Annotated in this window: 19 protein-coding genes, 2 pseudogenes and 1 CRISPR repeat array; of the genes and pseudogenes, 11 read left to right on the top strand and 10 right to left on the bottom strand. The window is 63.8% G+C overall.

Going from position 1 to position 23,875, the window contains the following annotated elements; all coding sequences use genetic code 11:
• Position 1: 1 nt before the first annotated feature.
• The 4 genes from cas2 (WG921_RS11730) to WG921_RS11715 all read left to right on the top strand — a co-directional run bounded on the left by cas2 (WG921_RS11730) (position 2) and on the right by WG921_RS11715 (position 3,599).
• Positions 2-292, top strand: coding sequence for a CRISPR-associated endonuclease Cas2 (gene cas2 / locus WG921_RS11730; RefSeq protein ID WP_165100206.1), 291 nt, complete (start codon positions 2-4; stop codon positions 290-292).
• Between the two features lie 177 nt (positions 293-469).
• Positions 470-1,483: a CRISPR direct-repeat array (repeat unit 31 nt; unit sequence GTCGCCCCCTCACGGGGGCGCGGATTGAAAC).
• Between the two features lie 908 nt (positions 1,484-2,391).
• Positions 2,392-2,829: a hypothetical protein gene (locus WG921_RS11725; RefSeq protein WP_340109424.1), complete on the top strand. Its 438-nt coding sequence runs from the start codon at positions 2,392-2,394 to the stop codon at positions 2,827-2,829.
• Positions 2,826-3,158: a hypothetical protein gene (locus WG921_RS11720; RefSeq protein WP_340109423.1), complete on the top strand. Its 333-nt coding sequence runs from the start codon at positions 2,826-2,828 to the stop codon at positions 3,156-3,158. Before WG921_RS11725 ends, WG921_RS11720 begins: the two co-directional genes overlap by 4 nt.
• Positions 3,159-3,176: 18 nt before the next feature.
• Entirely contained in the window at positions 3,177-3,599 is a 423-nt protein-coding gene (locus WG921_RS11715) for a hypothetical protein (RefSeq protein WP_340109422.1), read from the top strand.
• Between the two features lie 69 nt (positions 3,600-3,668).
• Here WG921_RS11715 and WG921_RS11710 read toward each other — a convergent pair whose 3' ends face one another.
• From WG921_RS11710 to WG921_RS11680, 7 genes are all read right to left on the bottom strand, one after another.
• The gene (locus tag WG921_RS11710; protein WP_340109421.1) at positions 3,669-5,921 is read right to left on the bottom strand and encodes a hypothetical protein; all 2,253 of its coding nucleotides are present in this window, start codon (positions 5,919-5,921) and stop codon (positions 3,669-3,671) included.
• Positions 5,922-6,360: 439 nt separating this feature from the next.
• On the bottom strand, positions 6,361-6,918 hold the full coding sequence (locus WG921_RS11705; protein ID WP_340109635.1) for a tyrosine-type recombinase/integrase: 558 nt from the start codon (positions 6,916-6,918) through the stop codon (positions 6,361-6,363).
• Between the two features lie 507 nt (positions 6,919-7,425).
• Positions 7,426-8,064 (bottom strand): tyrosine-type recombinase/integrase, encoded by a 639-nt coding sequence (locus WG921_RS11700; RefSeq protein WP_340109420.1) that lies wholly within the window; start codon positions 8,062-8,064, stop codon positions 7,426-7,428.
• A gap of 20 nt (positions 8,065-8,084) precedes the next feature.
• Positions 8,085-9,005 carry a hypothetical protein gene (locus WG921_RS11695; RefSeq protein WP_340109419.1) on the bottom strand — a complete coding sequence of 307 codons (921 nt, stop codon included), beginning with the start codon at positions 9,003-9,005 and terminating at the stop codon, positions 8,085-8,087.
• A 172-nt stretch (positions 9,006-9,177) separates the two neighbouring features.
• Entirely contained in the window at positions 9,178-9,366 is a 189-nt protein-coding gene (locus tag WG921_RS11690; protein ID WP_340109418.1) for a helix-turn-helix domain-containing protein, read from the bottom strand.
• Entirely contained in the window at positions 9,363-9,572 is a 210-nt protein-coding gene (locus WG921_RS11685) for a helix-turn-helix transcriptional regulator (RefSeq protein WP_340109417.1), read from the bottom strand. The genes WG921_RS11690 and WG921_RS11685 overlap by 4 nt, the downstream gene beginning before the upstream one ends.
• A gap of 108 nt (positions 9,573-9,680) precedes the next feature.
• Positions 9,681-10,388 (bottom strand): hypothetical protein, encoded by a 708-nt coding sequence (locus WG921_RS11680; RefSeq protein ID WP_340109416.1) that lies wholly within the window; start codon positions 10,386-10,388, stop codon positions 9,681-9,683.
• A 751-nt stretch (positions 10,389-11,139) separates the two neighbouring features.
• Here WG921_RS11680 and WG921_RS11675 point away from each other — a divergent pair.
• The gene (locus WG921_RS11675; protein ID WP_340109415.1) at positions 11,140-12,975 is read left to right on the top strand and encodes a DUF262 domain-containing protein; all 1,836 of its coding nucleotides are present in this window, start codon (positions 11,140-11,142) and stop codon (positions 12,973-12,975) included.
• A gap of 191 nt (positions 12,976-13,166) precedes the next feature.
• Here the strand turns inward: WG921_RS11675 and WG921_RS11670 are convergent, their stop codons facing one another.
• Complete coding sequence (locus tag WG921_RS11670) at positions 13,167-14,249, bottom strand: tyrosine-type recombinase/integrase (RefSeq protein WP_340109414.1); 1,083 nt, start codon at positions 14,247-14,249, stop codon at positions 13,167-13,169.
• 521 nt (positions 14,250-14,770) lie between these two features.
• Between WG921_RS11670 and WG921_RS11665 the strand changes: the two are divergent.
• From WG921_RS11665 to cas2 (WG921_RS11650), 4 genes and pseudogenes are all read left to right on the top strand, one after another.
• Positions 14,771-14,938, top strand: a pseudogene (locus tag WG921_RS11665) (IS481 family transposase); the annotation flags it as partial.
• A 330-nt stretch (positions 14,939-15,268) separates the two neighbouring features.
• Entirely contained in the window at positions 15,269-18,517 is a 3,249-nt protein-coding gene (gene cas9 / locus WG921_RS11660; protein ID WP_340109413.1) for a type II CRISPR RNA-guided endonuclease Cas9, read from the top strand.
• A 47-nt stretch (positions 18,518-18,564) separates the two neighbouring features.
• Positions 18,565-19,476, top strand: a complete 912-nt coding sequence (gene cas1, locus WG921_RS11655) for a type II CRISPR-associated endonuclease Cas1 (RefSeq protein WP_340109412.1) — start codon at positions 18,565-18,567, stop codon at positions 19,474-19,476.
• Positions 19,473-19,817: a CRISPR-associated endonuclease Cas2 gene (gene cas2 / locus WG921_RS11650; RefSeq protein WP_340109411.1), complete on the top strand. Its 345-nt coding sequence runs from the start codon at positions 19,473-19,475 to the stop codon at positions 19,815-19,817. The genes cas1 and cas2 (WG921_RS11650) overlap by 4 nt, the downstream gene beginning before the upstream one ends.
• Before the next feature lie 818 nt (positions 19,818-20,635).
• Here the strand turns inward: cas2 (WG921_RS11650) and WG921_RS11645 are convergent.
• A complete protein-coding gene (locus WG921_RS11645) occupies positions 20,636-21,079 on the bottom strand; it encodes a MerR family transcriptional regulator (protein WP_340109410.1) in 444 nt (147 codons plus the stop codon).
• A 441-nt stretch (positions 21,080-21,520) separates the two neighbouring features.
• Between WG921_RS11645 and merF the strand changes: the two genes are divergently transcribed.
• Both merF and merA read left to right on the top strand, forming a co-directional pair.
• On the top strand, positions 21,521-21,745 hold the full coding sequence (gene merF / locus WG921_RS11640; RefSeq protein ID WP_340109409.1) for a mercury resistance system transport protein MerF: 225 nt from the start codon (positions 21,521-21,523) through the stop codon (positions 21,743-21,745).
• The gene (gene merA / locus WG921_RS11635; protein ID WP_340109408.1) at positions 21,742-23,142 is read left to right on the top strand and encodes a mercury(II) reductase; all 1,401 of its coding nucleotides are present in this window, start codon (positions 21,742-21,744) and stop codon (positions 23,140-23,142) included. Before merF ends, merA begins: the two co-directional genes overlap by 4 nt.
• Before the next feature lie 229 nt (positions 23,143-23,371).
• Here the strand turns inward: merA and WG921_RS11630 are convergent.
• A pseudogene (locus tag WG921_RS11630) lies at positions 23,372-23,557 on the bottom strand (IS3 family transposase); the annotation flags it as partial.
• Positions 23,558-23,875: the final 318 nt, after the last annotated feature.

Below are 23,875 nucleotides of genomic sequence, written 5' to 3'. Positions count from 1 at the left end.
AATGCTTGTTCTTGTGACCTATGATGTAAAGACTGACACTCCGGGCGGCGCCCGCCGCCTCCGACGGGTCGCTCGCGCCTGTGTCGACTATGGTCAGCGCGTGCAGTACTCGGTCTTCGAATGTGATCTGAACCCGGCGCAGTGGGCGCTTCTGAAGCATCGATTGATGACGGAAATAGACCCGAAAGTGGACTCCCTTCGTTTCTACATGCTTGGAACGAACTGGAAGCGGCGTGTGGAGCATCTCGGCGCAAAACCCGCGATTGACTATGACGGTCCATTGATCTTCTGATGCGAACCGGAAGCGGTTGACGTTTCCTTGGCGGGTTCGCAGAATCGTTAGCTCTTTGACATCGTTGGTAGAAATCTCTGCCTGAACGCCATCGCTTATGGCTCTGCGCCGCCATTCTTTCAGTTTCGCAGTCGATCATGGCTTTCGCCAGCGTTCTCAATGGCCTATTTCGACACAGTCGCCCCCTCACGGGGGCGCGGATTGAAACACGTCGTCGCCCGATCTCGCGGCGGGATCGATGCGCGTCGCCCCCTCACGGGGGCGCGGATTGAAACGGCTGGTAGGCCCCGGAGGAGCGCCGGACCCGGACCCGTCGCCCCCTCACGGGGGCGCGGATTGAAACGGCCGCTCAGGTGTGACCCGCGCAGCGCCGCGCCGTCGCCCCCTCACGGGGGCGCGGATTGAAACGAACCAGATCGCGCCGATCGGGCCAGACAGGCGCGTCGCCCCCTCACGGGGGCGCGGATTGAAACTTCTTCGCCATCACGCGGCGCCGTGCAAATGCTTGTCGCCCCCTCACGGGGGCGCGGATTGAAACTGCTTTCAGCGCCGCCGCGTCCATGGAGTCAGCCCGTCGCCCCCTCACGGGGGCGCGGATTGAAACTCCGCACATCCTGGCGCATCGGAAAGCGATCGAGTCGCCCCCTCACGGGGGCGCGGATTGAAACAGCGCGTCGGAGCCGCTCCATGCGACCCCGCCTCGTCGCCCCCTCACGGGGGCGCGGATTGAAACCAGCTCCGCGCCGCGCGGGGTGTGCGGAAGCGCGGTCGCCCCCTCACGGGGGCGCGGATTGAAACCTCTATGCGGGCGAGTAGTGCGTCTTGCTCGCTCGTCGCCCCCTCACGGGGGCGCGGATTGAAACTCATGTCCCATGACCTGCAATGACCTCATCTCAGAGTCGCCCCCTCACGGGGGCGCGGATTGAAACGGCAAAAGCGCAGATGAGCACTGGCCCGCGAGCCGTCGCCCCCTCACGGGGGCGCGGATTGAAACGGTTATCAGGTCGAACCGATCATGTTCGAAGAGCTGTCGCCCCCTCACGGGGGCGCGGATTGAAACCCCGGAGCCGGGCGCATGATGCGGCCGATCTCCTGTCGCCCCCTCACGGGGGCGCGGATTGAAACCCCCTAGAGTACGTGGTGATGCGCATCGCGCGGGCGTCGCCCCCTCACGGGGGCGCGGATTGAAACGACCCCCCTATGCGGCGGCCCGGTCGCTTGAGGCGGCGATCAACGGCGCGGACGCGAGCCTCGTGGCCGGGGTGAAGGGCCTGCAGGAGGCTGGCGTCGAGACGCAGGCGGCCAAGGTCATCTATACGGCGCTTGTGGCGTCGATCTGATGGGGTCGGGTCATGGCTGACAGCAATCCGGCCCCCCTTCCCCATGTGTTGATGTTCGAGACCAATGCGGCTGGGGCTAACGATGGTACGCCGTTCGACAGCGTGGCGAGGGCTCTCTTAGAGCCTAGTCCATCTTCTCTCCCCCGTATGTCCAGGGGTGAGGCCCTCGATAGGGAGATGAGTTACGACGGGTCTCACCCGATCCAGCAGCGCGACTCTGCGATGCGCGCCGCCGCCCCGATGTATCGAGATGTCCTTCTGGATGGCCTCATCCCTGGGTATGGAGCGGCCATAAGCGCTAAAGACGCAGTGGATGATTTTTCGGAGGGGAGATGCCTGTCAGGAGCGGCTAACGCTGGACTCGCCGCGCCAGATTTCGTCCCGGCCATCGGGGCGATACCGGGCGCGGTCAGGGCTGGAAAGCTTGCTAAGTCCATGAGGGCGAGGCATAATCCATCTGCAATTAAGGGGAGGCCATTCCATGACGACTACCAAAGAATCCCTCACAGCGATGGAGATGGCCGACTGGCGGAGAGCATCGAGGGCGTCAAGCTCGATGCACCGTTCGTGGCTGGACGCAGACGCGTCGGAGAGCCGGACGCAGGCCTGGCTAGAGAGGACGTTGAGTCTGTCGGACGCGCCCTTGCGGACGTTCGAGCCGTTGCCGCATCCTCCCCGGAATTACGACGCGGAGTAGGGACATATCGTCGGCAATCAGGCGTCGATGGCGAGACCCGCGCCATTTTCACAAGCCGAGATTTGAGCGATAAGGAATATCCTCGCGTCCTATCGCATGAAGTCGGACACGCTATAGACGATCTGGCGGGAGAAATACCGCGCAACGGGCTGTCTCGCGAACTTTCTCAGGTCTATTCCGATCTCAATAACCCTTTCGCCGGACAGGGGAGCAGGCCGCGCGGCTTCGGCCCGGAGGCATTGGGTTACTCAAAAAATGACGCGCCGCATGAAATGATGGCCGAGGCGATTCGCGCCTATATGGTTGATCCTAATCACATTAAATCTGTCGCCCCGAAAACGGCGGCTCGGATCAGAAAATACGTCAACGAGAACCTGCGCATCGCGAAGGCTATCCAGTTCAACAGCATTGCTGCGGCTCTGGCCGCCGGGGGGAGCGCCTATGCTCCATCCGGAACGTCACATGGCCGTGCCCCAGGTGAAGATGGGGGCGGCCTATGAGCGCGCTGCATGAATACGAATGGGTCGATCTCGGCGGCGGGCGCTCGCGCTATCTCCAGTCCGGCGTGATCGAACAGATTTACGGCTCGAATTTGAGCCCGGAGCAACGGCTTTCAGAAGCTTACCGGATGACTGGCGGGCGACCGCCTTCACAATCCGCGAGTGAAGCCGACCCCGAGCCTGTCGCGCCGCCCATGCCACGTCCTGTTGACCCTGACGGCGGCAAATCAATCAGCGGCGCTCCAACCTCCGGCAAGACGGTAGGCGGCAAGCGTCAATTCACAACCGCTCGGGACGCGATCAAAGCGGCATTCGCAGATTCGCCCTGATAAGCAAGGAAACAGGCAATGGCTGTAACGGCTGATCGCCAGTATCGCCAGAGGCTCACCGCTTCGCTGGCGAACTACCAGAGCCAGATTCAGGATCTGGTCTTTGGCTCCAACCCGGTTTCGAAGATCCTGCGCGAGCGCGGGATGTTCAAGACCTTCACCGGCCCGGAAATCCGCCAGCCGCTGACCATCGACAAATTCGAAGGCCAGTGGTTCACGGCGTATGACACGCTCGCCAACTCCCCGAAGGAGATCCTGAATACGGCGTTCTTCACTCCGAAGAACCTTGCCGTGGGGTTCTCCCTCTCGGGCGCCGAAATGCGCGAGAACGATGGTCGCCCCCTCACGGGGGCGCGGATAGAAGAGTTGCCACCAACTGATGCCGTTCCGATTGCACGGAGGCGCATCAAGCAGGTGGTGCAGGCGCGCGCTGCCGCCTGAAGTTCGGACGCGATGGCCGGCGGCGCTGCCATAGATCCGATCTCACCAGCCCTATTCTCTAGGACTTGATCATTCCGGCGACGGTGTCACTTTGGCCGAAACGTCCCCGCCCGGCGCAACTGCGCGCCTCGTGGGGAACGCGACATCCGAGAGCTTGGGCCGATTCTCGAGATATCGTTCGATGCGTTTTCGAGCCCGGAGGGTCTCCGCGTCACCGGGCGCAAGCCGCGCGGCTTCGACGACCAGTTCCAGCGCCAGCGCCTCCGTCCGGGGCGGTTCTGTGGTATCGGCGCGAGCCTCGATCGCGGCGATCAGATCGTCGTCGGCGCGGTCGCACATCCAGTCTAGTAATTTCGCATTCTGACCCTTCGCCAACTCATGCAATTCCTCGTAACGCCGCTCGAGACCTTCGATCCGGCGTTCGAGCGTGGCGGTCACGGCGCGATGGAGGGTCTCAGCCAGCGCGAGCAGCTCGCGATGCCAATTCCGCATGAGGGCCCTGGTGACGCGCTCGCGCACGGCGCCCGCGCCCATAAGCGCAGCGCAGGCGGCGATTGGCCCCAGGATAAGCGCGCCCGCGGGTCCGATGGCGACGAGCCCGATCCACGCGCCGCCATGGCCGCCGATAAGCCCGAGCATGCCTCTGGCGGCGCCGTCGATCACCAGCCAGGCGGGTAGGTCGTCGAGCGCGATCTCGCCGCGCCAGACCCCGACGCCGCCGCGTATGGCGCCCGCCGAGAATGCGAAAAACAGAATGTCCGGACCGGCGAGGCCCGCCGCATGCGCGAGGGCGCCGGCGACATCCTCTTCGATCGCGGCGATGTCGAAGCCGGGAACCGTGCCGACAAGTTTGGCCCAATCGGCGCCGCACTGGGCCGCCTCGTCGACCAGCTCCTCATTGGCGATCACGGGAATCCCGGGGTATTTCGCGAAATGCTCTTTCAGGAGACTTAGGTTCACGCCGCATTTGACCTGCACCGGCGCGCCGTCGACCAGAAGGTCGAGCCCGGGGGTGTTGCTCGCCTGCGCCAGCGCCACGTCGTGGCCGTCCGCGATCAACCGGTCCATGACAAACCGCTCGGCCGTGTATCCTCGAAGCGAGTAGCCGGCGCCTTCCACCGCGAAGTTTCCGGCGGCGGCGGCGAACGCAATGGGGTCGCCAAGATCAGCGCTGCGCGAGAAATCGGCCGCCATGAGCACGTTCCGGTCGATGGCCGCGGCGTGCCAGAGCATCTCGCCCGCCGTCAGCGCCGTGATCGCGAGCCCGTCGGCGATGTTCAGCCGATCCGTCGCGCTCGGTTTGGCCGTCTTTGCGAACGCCCATTCGCGCTGAACGTTCCAGGGGGCGGGGGGCGCGCCCGCAGGAACCTGCATCGCCCGCGAGCGCCGCGTTCGGATGAACGCCGCCTTGCGCCAGTGGAAATGGAGATCCTCGCTGTCCATATGGGCGAGGTGGGTCTCCGGAGCGTCGGCGAGCTGACGCATGTCGCCAACGAAGATGTCGAGGCCCTGCGCCGCGCCTTTCGCGCCGCGCATAGCCAGAAGCACGCAGAGGCGCGCGGCCATCTGGCTTCTCACGGCGTTCGCGGAGTGGGCCGCACCCCACCAGGCGAGAGCGCCGAGGCCGACGAAGAGCGTGACGGGATTGACGACGACAGCGAGGAGCGACACCAGCCCGGGTCCGCTTACGAGCGGAATCCAGGCGCTCGCCTGCGCGGCGAGGAGGTAGGGCGCGAAACCTGCGGAGCCGGCGATCGCGGCGAAGGCGGCCCAACCGCCGCCCGTCGCCAGCGCCACTTGCGCCGCGGCGTGCGCCCGTCTGAGCGCTTCCGCCGCCTCTGGCTCGGCGGACTGCGCGATAGTCTCAAGGGTCTGGCCATCGGCGAGGAAGTCGAGGAATTCTTCCTCGACCAATTGCGGAAACGGCATCGGCTTCACTCCCGCGAAGCTGTCTCGCGTCCGGGCCCAGAGCCTGGCGGCGCGGCGCTCCAACTCCGACCGGCCATCGCCCTCGATGGTTTTCTGGCCGCCGGACGCGCGTCTTTTGACGTGCGCCGGCGAAAGCCGCTCCGATGTCCTGACCGCCATCGACGCCGCTGATGCCCGGCCCGAGCGGGTCGAGAATGGCGTCGACGTCGAGGTCGCGAGTCCCTTTGACAGCCCGTACCACAAGCGGTGACGCAAGGCCGCGTCCGGCAGGTCCGACATCACCAGTTCGTCGACCCGGGTGCGCAAACTGGCGCCGCGATCGGATCCGATCAGCCGCAGGCGCCGCCCGATATCCTCGACGGCGCCTTTCGCGATGGTGAGAGCGTCGGCCACGTCCAGAATGGCGACCAGCGCGCAGAGCTCTGAACGATCGAAGAATCCTACGCCGGAGAGAATTGCCTCAGGCGTTATTTTGGGCGTGTTTCCAATGGGCTCGCACATCCGTGGGTGATCGGTCGGGACCGCAGAATTTACAAGCCCGCCGTGTTGGCTGGAACCCGTTCGCGGAGCGGCGGCTGGAACTGATCGCGGTCGAAGCTGGGGACGGGATACGCCGCCGGTTAACTGGCCCGGACCGGAGCCTTGCCTGGCGTCAGCACGCGGATCCTGCGCTGGCATAGGTCAGCTATCGGTCTCGATTCCGGTTTCAGCATTCATCACCGAGAGGACAGCGCCGATCAGGTGAGCCCCTGTCTATACGAGTTGGGCCTTTCAGCTGGAGATCCGTAGCGCGACCAAATGCGCCCAGCTGGGAAGCGCGACGCGGATGAGATCACCCCGAGCCTTTCGTTTTCCTCACGGGCCGGACCGCATCCAGCGCTTCGCCATACCGCTCCACTTCGGTGCGCATTGCGGCGCGATTGTAGGCCTTGTCGGCGACCTTTGCGGTGGAGTGGGTGAGGAGTGGTTGGATGATGCGCGCTTGCTCGGGGGCGATCTCGGCGATGGTGGTCGCGGCGCAGGCGCGGAAGCGGTGGGCGGAGATGGCGACGCCGAGGCGCTGGCGGGTGATCGCAGCGATCCTCTCGCTGAACTTGTAGGGGGCGTAGGGCGCGCCGGTTCTGGCGAGCCAGACGAAGGCGCCGCTCCGCTCCGCTTTCGCGAGCACGGGGCGATGATCGCGGAGCCAGCGACTGAGCGCCTCAACGGCGGGGGCGGGAACGGACATGGCGATCGACCGGCCGGCCTTGGCATCTTCCGGCTCGATCATGATGGCGTAGCCGTCGCCGGTCCCGAACAGAGAGCGGCCGCTTTCCAGCCGCGCGAAGTTGCCGATCCGGATCGGGCAATAGGCGAGGAGCAGGATCGCCGCGCCGTCGCGGGCGCGGATGGCGCGGGCGACCGGGTCCAGACCGGGGTCGTCCCGCGCCTCGCGGGCCAGCGCCGCGCCAAGCTGGACGAGCGTCGCGGCCGAGACCTCCGCGGCCGGGAGCCTCCGGGCGCCGGCGCGGGATTCGAGACGTTGGAGACGCAGCGCCGCGGTCTTGAGCCGGGTCCAGTCGCGCCTTGGCGCTGCGGCGCGGAGGGTCAGATAAAGACGATGGACGCGCTGCGCCCTGCTGGCGAGCGAGAGCCCGTCGAGGGCGGTGAGATAAGGCGAGAAGTCGGGCGTCGGTCATCCGCTCGACCGGCGCCTCGGCGGCGAGATCGACGCCCGCGTCGCGGAGGAAGCCGAGCCAGAAGGCGTAGGCGGTCTCGTGAATGCCGCGGGTCGCCGGACGGAGATGTGCGAGCGGCCCGGCGCCGTCGAGGATGTCGCCCGTCCGGAAGAGCTCGGCCCACATCGCGCGATCGGCATCGGGCCAATCGGCGACCCGCAGCCGGCGACGCTGGCGCGTCATCGTCTCGCCCTCCGGCGCACAACCTCATAGGCGCCGGGATTGGCGCAGAGATAGATCTTTGCGCTGATGTGGCGGAAGAGATGCGGATTGACCTCGAGTCCGGTTTCGCGGCGGATGGCGCGCGAGATGCGTTGGCCCAGGGTGCCGCCGCCGACCGGCGCGGCGGCGGCGCGCCTGGCGAAGAGGAGGTCGCCGCAATCCGGGTTCAGGACCTTGCGGTGGTCGCGCAAAAAGAGATCGAGGAGCTTCACGACGCGGGCGGGCAGCGGGAAGTCGAGCTCCTTGTCGTTCTTGACCTCCGCGGCGGGAACGACGATGCGGCGCGGCCCGCCGGCCCGCCCCGAGAGGTGACGTTCGAGCGAAAGGGTGCGGAGATTCTCGATCCGCATCGGACAATGGATCAGGATCGAGATCGCCAGCGCGATCTCGGCATCCAGCGCGGCGGCGCGCGCCGACCGCGCCCTGCCGGCCCGGGTGACGAGGCGGTCGGGCAGGGCGAGGAGCTCGCCGATCGCCGCCTTGTCGTCGAACTGATGCAGGCGGCTGCGGTTCTTCGGCGTCATGCCGGCGTTCCGCGGCGCGACCCGGCGGGCGAGATCTCCGAGCGCGTCCAGCGCCGCCGGGTCGGCGCGCACACCCCACTTTGCGATGCTCTTCAGAAGCGCCGCGAGATTGTGGATCGCGCCGGAAGGCTTGCCGCCGTTGCGATCGAGGAAGTAGCGCAGGCCCTCGCGGCGGGCTCGACGAGATCGGCGAGGCCGGCGATCGTCTCCGGGTCGCGGCTGCGATGGACCAGCGCCGAAGCGAAGCGCGCGATCTGCCTGCGGCGGAACTCGATGGTTTCAGGCTCGAGCGCGCGCGGCGGCGCAGCCGGGTCGGTCAGGTCGGCGACGGCGAGACGTTTCAGATACGCGTCGACATCGGCGCGGAAGGAGGGTGGAAATGTCTCCATCGGCAGGGCGACGCGGTTGCGGCGATCCGGGACGGCTAAACGCCCGGACGGCCAGCCTGGAATGGTCTCGCCGGCCTGGTTCCAGAATGTCGCGGTGTCGCGGACCAGCGTCGCCGGATCCTTGCGGAGCTCGGACCGCTCGAGCGCGGTGTGGAACCCGGCGAGAGCTTCGTCGTTCACAGCCTCCGGCGCGGCGCCGAGATTGGCGCAGAACCGCATGAACCGGCTGAGCCCGATGCGATGGCGCTTCAGCGTCAGGGCGTTGCGGAGCCGCATCCATTCAGGCGGAAGGGCCGCCGGTCGCCCGCGCCCCTCAGCGGTCGCCCCGGCGGAGGCCAGCGCCGCGCGAAAATCGCTGAGGATATTGGTCCAGGTCTTTTGCGAGAGGCCGAGCGCGGCCGGGGCGATCTTGCCGAGGCGCGGACGCAGCCAGTGCGGGTCGGCGGGGATGTCCGCCGGAGCGCGGTCGAGCGCCGCGACGACGCGGCGCACCGCGCTGGCGAGATCGCGCCGGCAGAGCGGCGAGAGCGCCGCGTTGGCGCCGATGGCGGCGAGCACGACGCTCAGGCGCGGCGCGCCGGGCGCGGCGAAGGCGAGATCGAGAGATCGGTCGTCGTAAGGCATCGGGAGTCTCCTCAGGTTGACTTGCGCGGTCTCGGGAGGACCGACGCGGACAGGTGCGGACATTCGGGAGTTATCACTATGCAGAATCTTTTTTGTTCTGGTGGCCGAGTGCTCCCGAGACCTTCACAGGCCATTGAAACAAGAAGACTTTCACGGACGGGAGAGGACATCGTCAGCCCTCCCTCAGAAAGGCGCGCCAGACGTTCTCTTCGATCCGGACGAGGCGTTCCGATCCTCCGAGGCGGCGAATTGGAAGGGGGCCCGCCTTGATCCAGCGGCGCACCGTGCGCGCGCAGACGCCGGCCTCCTCCGCCGCGTCGTGAATGGTCAGGAGACGCGGGCTCGCGATCTTTCGGGTCATCGATCATGCTCCGTCCCGGGTCGCACGAGTTGGGCCTCGAGCCAGGCTGCGACGTCCGTCGGGCGGTAGCGCACGCTGCGGCCGATGCGGACGAAGGCGGGACCTTCGCCGCGCGACGGAGTCAGCTCGAGATGGCGCTTCGAGATCCCGTAGATCTCGGCGACCTCGTCGCGGGTCATTAGGCGGGTGGCGGTCTCCAGTTTCATGGCGTGGCCTCGGTTTGCGTTCTCTTGCGGAGAACCCTCGGCTGCTTCGCCACGCCGGTCACATGCGGAAAAGTGTGTCAGTTCTGGATACGGTTTCCCGCATGAAACTCAGCGCCGGCCGCGGATCGCCGTCCTGATCCGCGTCGGCGCCGCCGTCGGGTCGATCCCGGGCGCGAGTCGCTCGATCAGCGCGAGCGAGAAAACGAAAAGCAAACCGCTCTCGACACCTGTCTCTCGATCGACGATCCGGCCGGCGGTTCCGGTCAGCTGCTTCAGGATCACGCGGACGTCCTTGACGAGCAGCTCATAGTGGCCGCGCGCCCGAGGCCGAACTTCGACATGTTCGAGGCTCGCCTTCAGCGAACCGAGCGCCTTGTCGACATCCTCGCCGGAGGGAAGCAGCGAGATGCCGAGTTCGTCAGACAATGTGCGGCGGAACGCGAGATAGCCGTCGAGTGCCTTCCGGGTCTTTGCGAGATGGCGGCGCGCGGCGCGGCGCTGGTCCTCGGAGATCTGATGGACGCCGTCAGGCTTCGGCGCGCTCAACGTTGCGAAAGTATCGGCGAAGAAGACAAGCCCCGCCAGCCGCTCCGTGAGGCGTTCCGGCGTCACCGGCGTCTTTACCGTCGGCCCCCGCTCGGTCTCGAGGCGGGATGACCATTCGCGCAGGAAGGCTGGACCAAACACCGCTTCCGGAGTCAGCCGACCCTCGGTGTCGAACGCCTGGCCGTTGATGAGGTGCTCGTCATAGGGAACAGGATCGGCCGCCGAAGGCGCGTCAAGGTTCCAGGTCGAGTCGGGGCGGCGGTCAGACATCGAGTTCGGACTCCGCCATCAGATTGATAATGCGAGTATGCCGATTCGTCAGAGAAAGGGGAACGTCGAGGAAATATGAAAATGCGTCGCCACCTTCGGGATCGCGTCCAACTCGCTTGTTGCGGCTTGCGCCAATCTTGGCGACCCGTCGTCTGTCAACGTGTTCTCCCCGTGCTTGCGATCGGCATTCCGCGCATTCGAAACATCTGCCGGCTGCGCACATAGAGGTGGTTCGGTTTGTCTGAACAGGTTCCGGGCGTTTTGTAAGTGGTTTTCCGCCTCGGTTAGGCCGCTGCCGCTTCGGGTATCGGCTGGTTGAAGTAGGCCTGATCGGGCGTTTGCCCGTCATCCCTACTGCAAAGGCCGCAAGGTGATCCCAGACCGCTTCGCTCGCGCGCTCTATCGAGGCCGCGCCCGGATCCAGCAGATGATGGGGAAACTGAAACGCTTCAAGCGCGTCGCTCTGCGATGCGAGAAAACCGCCCGAAACTTCCGCTCCATCGTCGCCCTCGCCGCGACATTCATCTTGGTCAAATCCGTCCACACAGCCTAGAGAAGCGGCCCGAGCCAATACTCTCGGCAATTTCGGCCTTGTATTTAACTCAATGTTGGAAGCATGTTAATCGAGCGCATGGAAGGCAACGAAGAAATCTTTGCCAAGCTGATGAACGACGATCGGTTCCGGCAGGCCGCGTCCGATGGAATCGTAAAACGTGTGTATGACGGTATCCTGAAAAATAAAGAATAAACTATGCAAGACATCAAAGGCTACGACCGTTCAGTCCAGGAGCTGCTTTCCAGTGGCAGCTACGGCATCGACTACTACCAGCGCGAGTACAAATGGGCTCGCAAGCAGCTGCAGGAATTGGTCGATGATCTGACCGGGCGGTTTCTGGAGAGCTACAAGCCGGGAGATACGCCAAAAGACGTGGCCGGATATGGTCATTATTTTCTTGGCTCAATCGTGGTCAGCCAAGCCGATGAAATGCGCTTTTTGGTCGACGGCCAGCAACGAATGACATCGCTCACGCTGATGCTGATCTATTTAAACAATCTCCAGAAAGGGCGGGAGAGAACGGTTGAGATCCAGAACCTTATCTTCGCCGATGATTTCGGTGAAAAAAAGTTCAAGCTCAATGTGACTGAACGCAACGACTGCATGGAGGCGCTGTTTGCTGGTAAGTTGTACAACGCGGACGCTGCGCCAGAGTCGGTAAGCAATCTCCTCGACCGCTACCAGGATTTGGGTGAGCTGTTCCCCGAGGAACTGCAAGGCGAAGCGCTGCCGATGTTCATCTATTGGCTGACCCGCAAGGTGAAGCTGATTGAAATAATCACCTATGCCGACGAGGACGCCTACACGATCTTTGAAACTATGAATGATCGTGGATTGTCTCTGACTCCGACTGACATGCTCAAGGGATATTTGTTGGCTAATATCGACGAGCCGACCAAGCGACTTGAAGCGGACAAGTTGATTAAGAAATACCTTTCGATTTTCGCAGAGTATGGTGAGGGCACGGAGTCTGACTTCTTCAAGGCTTGGCTGCGGTCACAATACGCCAAGAAGATCCGAGAACGAAAAAAAGACGCCAAACCCGAAGATTTCGACTTGATTGGGACTGAGTACCATCGGTGGGTGAGAAACCACGCCTCCGAAATCGGCTTAAACAGCGGCAGCGATTTTCATAAATTCGTAATGCGAGATTTGCGCTTTTTGGGATCTTTCTATGTCCGGTTACTGGACGCATCACGTCGCCGAACCGGGGGATTGGAGAGCGTAAAATATAACGCTGATGCGGGTTTTACATTACAGCACCACATCATCCTGGCTGCGATTTCACCTGAAGACGAGCCAAGTGTTGCCGCCGCTAAGGCTGCCGCCGTGTCAGAGTTCCTCGATTGCTGGCTTAATCTTCGGCTTTGGAATTATAAATCCAATAGTTACTCTTCGATGCAGTACTCGGTTTTTACAGTTATTCGCGATGTGAGGGGTAAGGATCTGGAGGAGGTTCGATCAGCCTTGCACCAACGTCTGCTGGCTGAACGAAAGGAACTAAGCTTCGCTAAGCCCGTCGGGCTGAACCAGTTCACAGGCAAGGCTATCCACAGACAACTGGCGCGCTTCACTGACTGGTTGGAGCAACAGGCTGGCGAACCCGGTCGATATGACGACTACATCGTCCGCTCAGGAAAGAATGCTTACGAAATTGAGCACTTGTGGGCCAATCACTACGATCGTTTTGTCGAAGAGTTTGCGCAGCAAAATGACTTTGATGCGCACCGCAATTTAATCGGTGGTTTGGTGCTCTTGCCGAAGAAGGTCAACGCCAGTTTGAACGACGCTTCTTATGCTGAGAAAATTAAGCACTATCTGAAAGCCAACCCGTTGGCGCAAACGTTGCATGGTGATTTTTATGAGAAAAACCCCGGTTTCAAACAGACCGTAGCTCGAACCGGGCTAAAATTTAAGCCGCACCCAGAATTTAACAAAGAGGACTTGGATCAGCGCTCTGAGCTATACTGCGCGCTGGCTGAGTATGTGTGGTCACCAGACCGATTGGCTCCAAAACCAGAGGAAAGTTAATCAGAGGACGGAACCCCGTCCACAGCATCACTCCAATCAGGGGTCACGATTGGATGCTGATTGACAGCCCGCCCGCCAGCCGCGCTTAGACTCAATCCGGCATCGATCTCTGCGAGCGCCCCGAGTTCACGAGCGTCATGGTTCAGCACCCCGAAGAATGACGCCTGCCCAACGCGCCCATGGCCGACGGTTCATATTCCCCCTCTGATGCGTCTGATCAATTCAGACGAGGCGGCCCCCATAGCTGGCCGGAGCGCATCAAGCGACGGCTTGACGTAGCGAGCGCCGGTGATGGTCTGCGGCGTGTGGTTGATGAGTCGCCCAACGATCTCCTCAAGCACTCCGGCCTCGACCGCGACCGTCGCAAACGTCCGCCGATGCGCGTGCGGTGACCAGTCGATCCGCGCGGGGTTGGCGAGATGGCCGGATGCCGCCTTCGGCGACGGGAACACCCATTCGCGCCGAAGCTCGCGCAACGGGGCGAGGATCTCGTGGTGGATCTCGCCGATCGGCAGATCGAAGGCGCGTCCGTTCTTCGTCATCGGCAGATAGATGTGATCGGCGTGAACGTCGCGCCAGCGCAACGTCAGCGCCTCGGCCTTTCTGAAGCCGGTGAAGAGGATGAAGCGGTAGAAGGCGGCGTGGATCGGGTTGTCGAGTGCGTCGACCTGTCGGCGCCACTCAGCGAGATCCTCGATGATCGGGGCGTTCACCTCTTCCTCGTGCCATTCGATCGCGATGGTCGGCGGCTCGGGCAGCTGGCAGGTGCGTCTCGCGTGGTTCCAGACCGTCCGGAAGGCGCGGAAGAGATGGTTCGCCAGCGACGGCCGGTCGGCGAGCTTCGCGTGGCGCTGCACGACCATGCGCCGGTCGATCTCGTCGAGACGTAGCTTCAGCCAGTCGCCGAGGTGATTGTGGAAGATGCCGCGGAGATTCTCCTTGTGGTTCTCTGAGCGAAGGCGGGGCCGGGCGAGATAGACTTCGAGCGCATCGAGAAGGGTGGGAGGCCCGATCTCGAACGACCGCCCCACGCCGCGCGAGAATTCGAGTTCCATCGCCTTCGCCGCCTGCCGCGCCGCCTCGGCCGAAATCACCGGATGGCGGCCGATCAGCTTGCGGGTCGTGCGGCCGCCGATATCGCGCTGGTAGTAGAAGGTCTTGGCCTTCTTGCCGACGAAGAGGCCGAAGCCCCGGACCTCGGTGTCCCAGTATTTCCGGACGCCGGTTTCGACGTTCGGGACGCGCTTCAGATAGGTCTCGGTGAGCTTTGGCATCTGCAGGTTTTTTGTAGGTAACGGAGTGATATTGGATGCAACCAAGTGCGACAGGATGAAAGGTAATCTGAAACGAAATGAAAGAGTTAGCAAGTGGGTGATACGGGGCGAAACTCAGATTATCTGCTTGGGAAGCAAAAGCTCTACCATTGAGCTACACCCACATGCCGCATTAATCTCCGATTCGGCGGCTGACTCGTCAAGCGGGACCTGCCGATCGGAGCTAAAGTGGCGAGCCGGTTCGCCTCCGCTATGCAGGGCGCAAGCGCCGAAACATAGATCTGTGCGCGGCGGGGATCGGCGTATACGCAGCAACCCGACGCATCGCGAAAGTTGAGCTTGGTCTTCGCGGCCAACAAGGGCGGCCATCGCTGCTTTTCGGGGAAGCGTCCCCCACGTGCCGGAAGATAGCCGGAAGGACATCCAGGCTCGCACTGGAACCGGCAGTATGTCCTCTTTTTGTTCGCTGATTGTTAACCTCATTCAGCGACGACGCTATTGGCGGATTGGGTGACGGCACGCGGCTTCGCGGATATCTTGGCGACTTCGTCTCGGCATACGACTTCGCGCGGCGCCTCAAGATGCTCAGAGGCGTCACGCTCTACGAGTTCATCTGCAGGGCATGGATTTCAGAGCAAGAGAGATCCATCCTCGATCCGATCCACCAGATGCCGGGACTGAACACCTAGGCGGCGGCCATAGGGGTGACGGCCCGAAGCAGCCGTTCGAGCTAGCCACAGAACTGCGCGACCGCGTGCTGAAACTGGACATTGGGAGCGGTGCGGCATTCATTTCGCTCAATGACGAATATGATCCGCGTATCGTGACTTCAAAAAAACGCGGGCCATAGCCCGCGTTTCGATGTGGTGCACAATCGAGTGCTTGTTAACGGCTCGACCGCGAATTCTGAACGATTTCGACGATAGACATTTTGCAGGACTGGTGCAAGATTTCCCTGTTTCCCGGCTTGTTCGATATACGCAGACTTTGCCGGTATTGAAAAATGGAGATAATTTTAAATGCGCCTCGGGCTCGATATTGGCGCCAACTCCATCGGCTGGTGGCTCTATGCCACGGATGGTGAGGTCATCACTGAATCGATTGACGGCGGTTCGCGGATTTTTTCGGATGGCCGCGATCCGAAATCTGGCGCATCTTTGGCGGTCGATCGGCGCATGGCCCGCTCGATGCGACGCAACCGCGACCGATACTTGCGGCGGCGCGCCTCGCTGATCCGGCAGCTAGCTTCGGCGGGTCTGATGCCTTCAGACCCTGTCGAGGCGAAAGCGCTGGAGGCGTTGGACCCGTTTCGCCTGCGGACCGAGGGTCTGGACCGGGCGCTGGCCCCGCAGGAGCTGGGGCGGGCGTTGTTCCACATCGGCCAGCGTCGTGGCTTCAAATCAAACCGCAAGACCGACCGCGGAGATAACGAAAGTAGCAAGATCAAGAACGCTGTCGGGCGACTAGACCAGGAGATGCTCGCCACCGGCGCGCGCACCTATGGTGAATTCCTGCACAGGCGACGGGATGACCGGCCTGAAAAGCCCGCGTCGCAACCAAGGGAGAACGCCGACGGCACCCGCGCCGATCATCGGCGCACGAAGACCGTGCGCGCCCGGCTGACGATTGCAAACCGGAACGGCGAGAAGGAAGAGGCAGGCTATGATTTCTACCCTGACCGTCGTCATCTGGAGGAGGAGTTTGAGAAGCTCTGGGACGCGCAAGCCGTCCATCATCCTGATCTGTTGACGGACGAGCTGCGCGGCGCCTTGTTCGAGACCATCTTCCACCAGCGCCCCCTCAAGACACCGAAGGTCGGCAAGTGCCTCTTCACCGAGGAAGACCGGCTTCCGAACGCTCACCCGGCGACGCAGCGCCGTATCCTGTTCGAGACGGTGAACAATCTGCGCGTCACCGCGGATGGCCGCTCGCGACGGGCATTAAGCCGCGAGGAGCGTGACAAGGTTATTCATGCGCTCGACAACAGGAAGCAGACAAAGACGCTCGCGTCGATGAAGCTAACGCTGGTGGCGCTGGCGAAGGAGCTGAACCTGCCGGACGGTCAGCGATTCACGCTTGAATCCACCGTGCGCGACGCCATCGCCTGCGACCCGGTCCGGGCCGTGCTCATCGCATCAACCCGTATGGGTGGGCGTTGGTCGAAGTTGGATCTCGACGCCCAGTGGGGCATTGTTCGCCGAGTTCGCGCGGTCCAGAGCGACGACGAATTCGCCGCCCTCGTGGCATGGCTGAAGGACACGCACGGGCTGGACGACGAGGCCGCTCGCGCAACGGCGAACGCGCCGTTGCCGGACGGATTCGCGCGGCTGGGAGAGCAGGCGACCCGGTCGATCCTCGCCGCGCTGGAGGCCGACGTCATCCCCTATAGCGAGGCGGTCGCGCGATGCGGTTGGCATCACTCGAACGAGCGGACGGGCGAATGCCTCGACCGACTGCCCTATTATGGGGAGGTGCTGGACCGCCACGTCATCCCTGGCAGCTATAACGAGGCGGACGACGATATCACCCGGTTCGGCCGGATCACCAACCCGACGGTGCATATCGGGCTCAACCAGCTGCGCCGACTGGTGAACATGATCGTCGATGTCTACGGCAAACCCGACCAAATCGTCGTGGAGCTGTCGCGCGACCTTAAACAGTCCGAGGATCAGAAGCGGGAAACGCAGAAGAACATACGTAAGGCGACGGACGAGGCGATCCGGCGGGGACGACAACTTGAGGAGGATTTCAAGGTGCCGAATACTGGCGCCAACCGGATGATTCTCCGCTTATGGGAAGATCTGAGCGACGACGCGATGGCGCGCCGTTGTCCCTATTCCGGGCGGCAGATCAGTTGCACCATGCTGTTCGACGGGTCCTGCGATGTCGACCATATCCTGCCGTTCTCGCGCACGCTCGATGACGGCTTTGCGAACCGGACCCTATGTCTGAAGGAAATGAACCGCGCCAAGGGCGACAAGTCGCCATGGGAGGCGTTCGGCGGCACCGTCGACTGGCCGGTGATCGAGGCGAACCTGAAGCACCTGCCGGATAACAAGCGCTGGCGCTTTGCCTCTGACGCGATGACGCAGTTCGAGGAAAAACGCGGGTTCCTCGATCGCGCGCTGGTCGACACGCAATATCTGTCACGCATTTCACGCGCCTACCTCGACACGCTCTTTACTGAGGGCGGCCATGTCTGGGTCGTCCCGGGACGGCTCACCGAGATGCTGCGCCGGCATTGGGGACTCAATTCGCTGCTGCCCGACCGCGAAGGGGCGGGCAAGGCCAAGAACCGCACCGATCATCGGCATCATGCTGTCGACGCGGCGGTGATCGCGGCGACGGACCGGTCTCTCGTGAAACGGATCGCAGATGCGGCGGGGCGGGACGAGGCCGCCGGAGCCGAACAAGTCGCCGCCCACACGCCGCCTCCCTGGGAGGGCTTCCGCGCGGATATCGAGCGCCGGCTCGGCAGCATGATCGTCAGCCACCGCGCCGACCATGGCCGAATTGACCCGAAGGCGAAGGCGCGGGGCCGGGACAGCACGACGGGCGCGCTCCATCTCGATACGGCTTACGGGATCGTGAGCGATACAGAGGTCGTCAGCCGCGTTCCGTTGCTGAACCTGACGCCGAAGGACATTGAGCGATCCTCTCGCGGCAAGAACATCCGCGACCCCGATCTGCAGCGTGCGTTGGCGCAGGCGACCGAAGGTAAATCCGGGAAAGACTTTGAGGCCGCCCTGCGTGAATTTTCCGGCGCGCCCGGCCCTTATCAGGGCATCCGGCGTGTCCGCCTGCTCGAAAGCCTTGGGGATGGGGCCCGTGTGGCCATCGAGGATCACTCCGGTCGGCCATATAAGGCCTACAAGGGAGACAGTAACCACTGCTATGAGCTGTGGCGGCTGCCGGATGGCAAGGTGAAGCCGCATGTCGTCACGACCTTCGCGGCGCATAGGGACGGCCCGCCGGACCGCCCGCACCCGGCGGCCAAGCGTATTCTTCGGGTCTTCAAACGCGACATGGTCGCCATCGAACGGGAGGGCGTAACGCTGATCTGCTATGTGCAGAAGCTGGACATTGCAAATGGCCTGTTCCTTGCGCCCGGCACCGAGGCGAATGCCGACGCCCGGTCGAGAGACAAGGACGATACGTTCCGCCTGATCCAGATCGGCGCGGGCGCGCTGATCAAGGCGAAGGCCCGGCGCGTCTTCGTCGACGAGATCGGGCGCTTGCGCGATCCCGGGCCGCCCCAACCCAACTGAGCGCCGATTCATGGTGTCGTTCGAATATTGGGGATTCGGACGATTGCATGGATCAGATCATAGATATCGCGACTGACGGGCGGCATCTCGCCCGCGATCGCGGGTTCCTCAAGGTCTCGGAAGACGGCGTAGAGATCGGGCGCACGCCTCTCGACCAGATCGCGGGGGTCATCGTCCATGCGCACGGGATCACCTGGTCGGGATCGCTCCTCACCAGCCTTGCGGAGCTCGGGGTGCCGGTCGTCCTGTGTGGGCCGAACCATGCGCTCCGCGCAGTCATCACGCCGCTTGAAGGCCATCATGAGCAGAGCGCGCGCATTCGGGCGCAATGGCAGGCGAAAGCATCGCTGGTGAAGCAGGCGTGGAAGCAGATCGTCATCGCTAAAATCCGCATGCAGGCTACGGCGCTGGCGGCGGTCGGCGCTCCGCCGGACCCCGTTCTGATGCTGGCCCGCAAGGTCGGCTCGGGCGATGGCGGCAATGTGGAGGCACAGGCCGCCCGCCGCTACTGGCCGCTGATGATGGGAAGCGAATTCCGGCGCGATACAGGCAGGCGGGATGTGAATGCGCTGCTAAATTATGGTTACACCGTGCTGCGCGCCGCAACGGCCCGGGCGGTTACGGCGGCGGGGCTCCACCCCTCGATTGGACTGCATCACAGCAACCGGGGCAACGCCTTTGCGCTGGCCGACGACCTGATGGAGCCGTTCCGGCCGCTGGTCGATGTTGCCGTCCGCAACATCTCTCACGACCGGGGCGCAAGTGTGGATGGCGAGGCGAAACGCGCACTCGCCCGGTTGATCGCCGTAGATGTCCCGCTGGCGGGGTCGATGAGTCCCATTTCGCTGTCGCTGGTGAAGCTGGCGGCCTCTCTCGGACAGAGCTTCGTATCTGAGACGCTCTCTCTCGCCCTGCCAGGCGCGCCCGACCCGCTTGCGCTGAGCGGGCTTGGCCGATGAAACCGACTGTTAAGGTGCTTTCGGGATACCGTCTGATGTGGATGCTCGTGATGTTCGACCTGCCGACCGACACCAAGCCGCAGCGGAAATCGGCGACACGATTCAGCAATTTCTTGCTCGACGAAGGGTTCGATCATAGCCAGTTCTCGGTCTACGCGCGATTCGTGAACGGCAAGGAGGCCTTCGCCGCCCGCGTTCATCGGATAGAGCGGGCCCTGCCCTCCGCAGGCGACGTCCAGATCCTCAATTTCACCGACCGGCAATATCGGGATATTGTTCATTTCTCCGATCAGGGCCGGCGCGAAGAGCGGAAAAATCCGGAACAATTGGTGATGTTTTGACAATTTGGACGCAAATGAGCCAAAGCCCGAATCGGGCAGAGCCCTATCTTTTCAAGGGGTTGGTCGGTAAGGTATTGTAGCTGTTCAGAATTCGCGGTCCAGCCGCAACTCCAGCTTTACCGATGCGCTCATTGATCCGATTGTAGCTGTTCAGAATTCGCGGCCCAGCCGCAACGGCCCAGGTCGCGGCCACGCCATCGGAGAAATTGTAGATGTTCAGAATTAGTGGTCCAGACGTATCCTATTGATATCCTTCGTCAGGATATGGATTATTGTAATTGTTCAAAAATCACAGTCTATTCTCAACGATACAGTCCATAATTTATTGAGTACATTTAATTTTATCGTCGGCGCCGCGATGAGTTGCTCTGAAATTTCGAGGCCAGTGCTGACGAACACAATCAATGTCTGCTTCCCGCCTATTCGGCGGCGCGTCCAACTCCCTGTTGCGGCTTGCGCCGCTCTTGGCGCCCTGTCGTCTGTCAGCGCATTCTTCCCGTGCTCGCGATCAGGGCGAAGGTCTTCGTCCTCGTCGCGGCCGGATGCTCGCCCGTGTAGACGAGGTTCGGGCCGCCGGAAGGTGGCCGTCATCGCGGCGACCGTCTCGGCTGCGGTCTTGCCGGCCAGGCGCGACGTGAAGCATAAACGCGGGTGGCGCGGCGCCGGAGAGCCGGTCGTCTTGGCGGCGACGGGAGGCGATGGTCAGACGAAGGCCGTTCTCATTCCGAATGCGCGACATTCGGGTTTCAGAAAGCAGGAACCAACCAGGTGGGACAGCCGATCTGTTCCGCGCGGAACCATCTCGGAACGGGGGCGCTCTACCGAACGTCGCCCTGCATCAGCGAATCGATCACGGGGCAGTCCGGCGCCTCCTCTCCCGAGCAGCGCGCCGAGACGTCGGCCAGCGTCCGCTCCAGCTTCCGCAGGTCCGCGATCCGCTTCCGAATGGCGCCGAGATGCGTTAGCGCGGTCTCCCTCACCTTGGCGCAGCTTACGCGCTCGCCGTCCACGAGGGCGAGCAGGTCGCGAACGTCCTCGACGCTCAGGCCGAGCGCCCGCGCGCGCAGGATGAAGCCGAGACGTCGGACGTCCTCCCGCCCATATAGGCGATAGCCGTTCTCGCCGCGCGCAGGCTCGGGCATCAGGCGTGCGTTCTCGTAGTAGCGCACCGTCTCGATCCCGCAGCCCGCCGCGTCCGCGAGGCGCTTGCGCGTCATCGGTCGGGCGGGGCCGCGTGCGGCGCTGAGATCGTCGTTCCTCATCGTCGACACCTCTTGACCCTGTAGTCTCTACAGACCCTATCTTGTTCCCCGAACGCATGTCCACCACGGAGCGGACCCGCATGTCGGCAGCACGCCACGATCGCCATTCCGCCCAAGCCGGGGGCGATGCGCCCCGCGCCTCGACGATCCTCGGGGCGGCCGGGGCGAGGACCGTGTCCCCGCCCGCCGCGCCCTGCTGCGTTCCGCCGATCAGGCTAACGGTCGTCGGCCTCGGGAGGGCGCGGCTCACCTTCCTCGGCCTGTTCGTCGTCTGGCGCGGCCCCATTCCGCTGACGGCCGCCATCGGCCCCGCGCGGCCGTGGCGACAGCGCTGGGGACGTTGAGCTTGGCCCTCGCCATGAGCGCGCCCCTTTGGAAGCGCGGCGCTTCGCGCGTGCTTTTGCCCATCTACTTCGATCGCTCGGCCAAGGAGGCCATTCAATGACCAATCGCACGCTTCTTCGTTTCGGCATCGTCGGCGCCGTGGTCGCCGCCTTGTGCTGCTTCACCCCTGTCCTGGTCGTCCTGCTCGGCGCGGTCGGCCTCTCGGCCATCCTCGGCTGGCTCGACTTCGTCCTGCTTCCCGCCCTGGTCATCTTCCTCGGGATCACGGTTTACGCGCTCTGGCGACGCTCGCGCGGAACCCGTGTGGGAGAAGACGCATGAGCGGCTACGATCTCGCCGTGATCGGCGCGGGCTCGGCCGGGTTCTCGGCCGCCATCACCGCAGCGAGGGAGGGCGCGCGCGTCGCGCTGATCGGGCATGGCGCCATCGGCGGCACATGCGTCAACGTCGGTTGCGTTCCGTCGAAGACCATGATCCGCGCGGCCGAGGCGCTTCACGCCGCGCGCGCCGCCGGGCGCTTTCCGGGCCTCGCGGGCGAGGCGTCCGTCACCGATTGGTCCGCGCTCGTAGGCGCGAAGGACGACCTCGTGGAAACGCTGCGGCGCAAGAAGTACGCCGACCTCCTCGCGGACTACCCGAGCCTGGACTACCGCGAGGCCCGCGCATCGCTCCGCGCGGATGGCCTGATCCTGGATGGCGGCGATTTCCTTGCGGCCGAGCGCATCGTGATCGCGACCGGATCACGTCCCGCCATGCCCGAAATTCCCGGCCTGGAAGACGTGCCCGCGCTCGACAGCGCCGGGGCGCTGGCGCTGGAGGCGCAGCCCCGCTCGATGCTGATTGTGGGTGGCGGCTATATCGGCTGCGAGCTGACGCAGATGTTCGCCCGGCTCGGGACGGCGGTGACGCTGGTGACGCGCTCGCGCCTGCTGCCGGAAGCGGAGCCCGAGGTTTCGGAAGCCCTGACCGGATACCTGCGCGACGAAGGCGTCACGGTGCTCGACGGGCTCGCCTATGAGCGAGTGGAGCGCACGGGCGACGGCGTGGCGGCGACCGTTCGGATCGGCGGCGAAACCCAACAGGTTGAGGCGGAGCGGATCGTGGTGACCACGGGCCGCCGTCCGAACTCCGACGGCATGGGGCTTGATGCGGCAGGCGTGGCAGTCGGCGCCCATGGCGGCATCGAGGTGGATGACCGCATGCGCACCACACGGCCCGGCGCCTATGCGGCCGGTGATGTCACCGGCCGCGACCAGTTCGTCTACATGGCGGCCTATGGGGCGAAGCTCGCTGCGCTGAACGCGTTGAACGGCGACGCGCATGGCTACTCGAACGCGGCGATGCCTTGGGTGGTGTTCACCGACCCGCAGGTCGCGGGCGTCGGGCTGACCGAGGCGGAGGCGGCGGCGCAGGGGCTCGACGTGCGTAGCTCCGTTGTCCCGCTCGACCAGGTCCCTCGCGCCCTGGCGGCGCGCGACACGCGCGGCCTCGTCAAGCTGGTCGCGGAACGTGGGTCGGACCGCATCGTCGGCGCGCAGATCATGGCGCCCGAAGGCGGGGATTCCATCCAGACCATCGTGATGGCGATGAAGGCGGGCATGACGGCCAGGGCTCTCGGCGAAACGATCTTTCCCTACCTGACGACCGTGGAGGCGTGGAAGCTCGCCGCACAGTCTTTCGATCAGGACGTCGCCAAGTTGTCCTGCTGCGCAGGGTAAGAAGGGCGGGCGCAATGATCCGCAAGGATCACGGCCCGGAGCCGTGCGCGAAGGAGTAGGCCATGACCAAGTTTGCGACATACCTTGCGGCCGCCTTGGCGGGATGTCCTCGGTGTCGAACGCCTGGGCGTTGATGAGAAACTCGTCATATGGAACAGGATCGGCCGCCGAAGGCGCGTCAAGGTTCCAGGCCGGGTCGGGGTGGCGGTCATGACCTGCCACGGGCCTTTCATCCAGCCGCGACCGGAGCCGGGTTGGTGTTTGCGCCGATGGGCGCAGGTTGAGCAATCGCCCGCCGCGCGGAGTTGTCAGCGCGCGCAGCGGGGCGGGCGATTGCGGTGGCCAGTGCCCGCGCGTAGTCGGCTGGAGTCTGGGAATCCAAGGCCGAGCGCGGGCGCTCAGCGTTATAGTCAGCATATTTCGCGCCCGCCTCGCGCGCGGCCAGGATGCCGCTGATCTGCTTGTCCGTGAATCTCGTTCGCTGCATTGACCATCCTCAAACTGTGCCGGACTCCAATCGACGGTGAAGGAAAAATCCCGTGGCAGGTCAGGCCTTTCTGCAAGCCGATCCGGCCATAATAGATGTTTGGAACGTCGAAACCTTCGATGACCAGCTGCGCGGTGCTCTTGACGTCCACGCGGATGTCATCCGTGATTACTTGCTCACCTCGCGTCGTCAGTGGCTGGAGCGCGAGGCGTGCCGTTGCGGATCTCGGTGTCGAGGCGGTTGACC

Source organism: Paludibacillus litoralis (assembly GCF_037646705.1).
Lineage (GTDB): Bacteria > Pseudomonadota > Alphaproteobacteria > Rhodobacterales > Rhodobacteraceae > Pikeienuella > Pikeienuella litoralis.
Note: the sequence above shows the minus strand (reverse complement) of the source record. Positions and strands in the feature narration are given on the sequence as shown.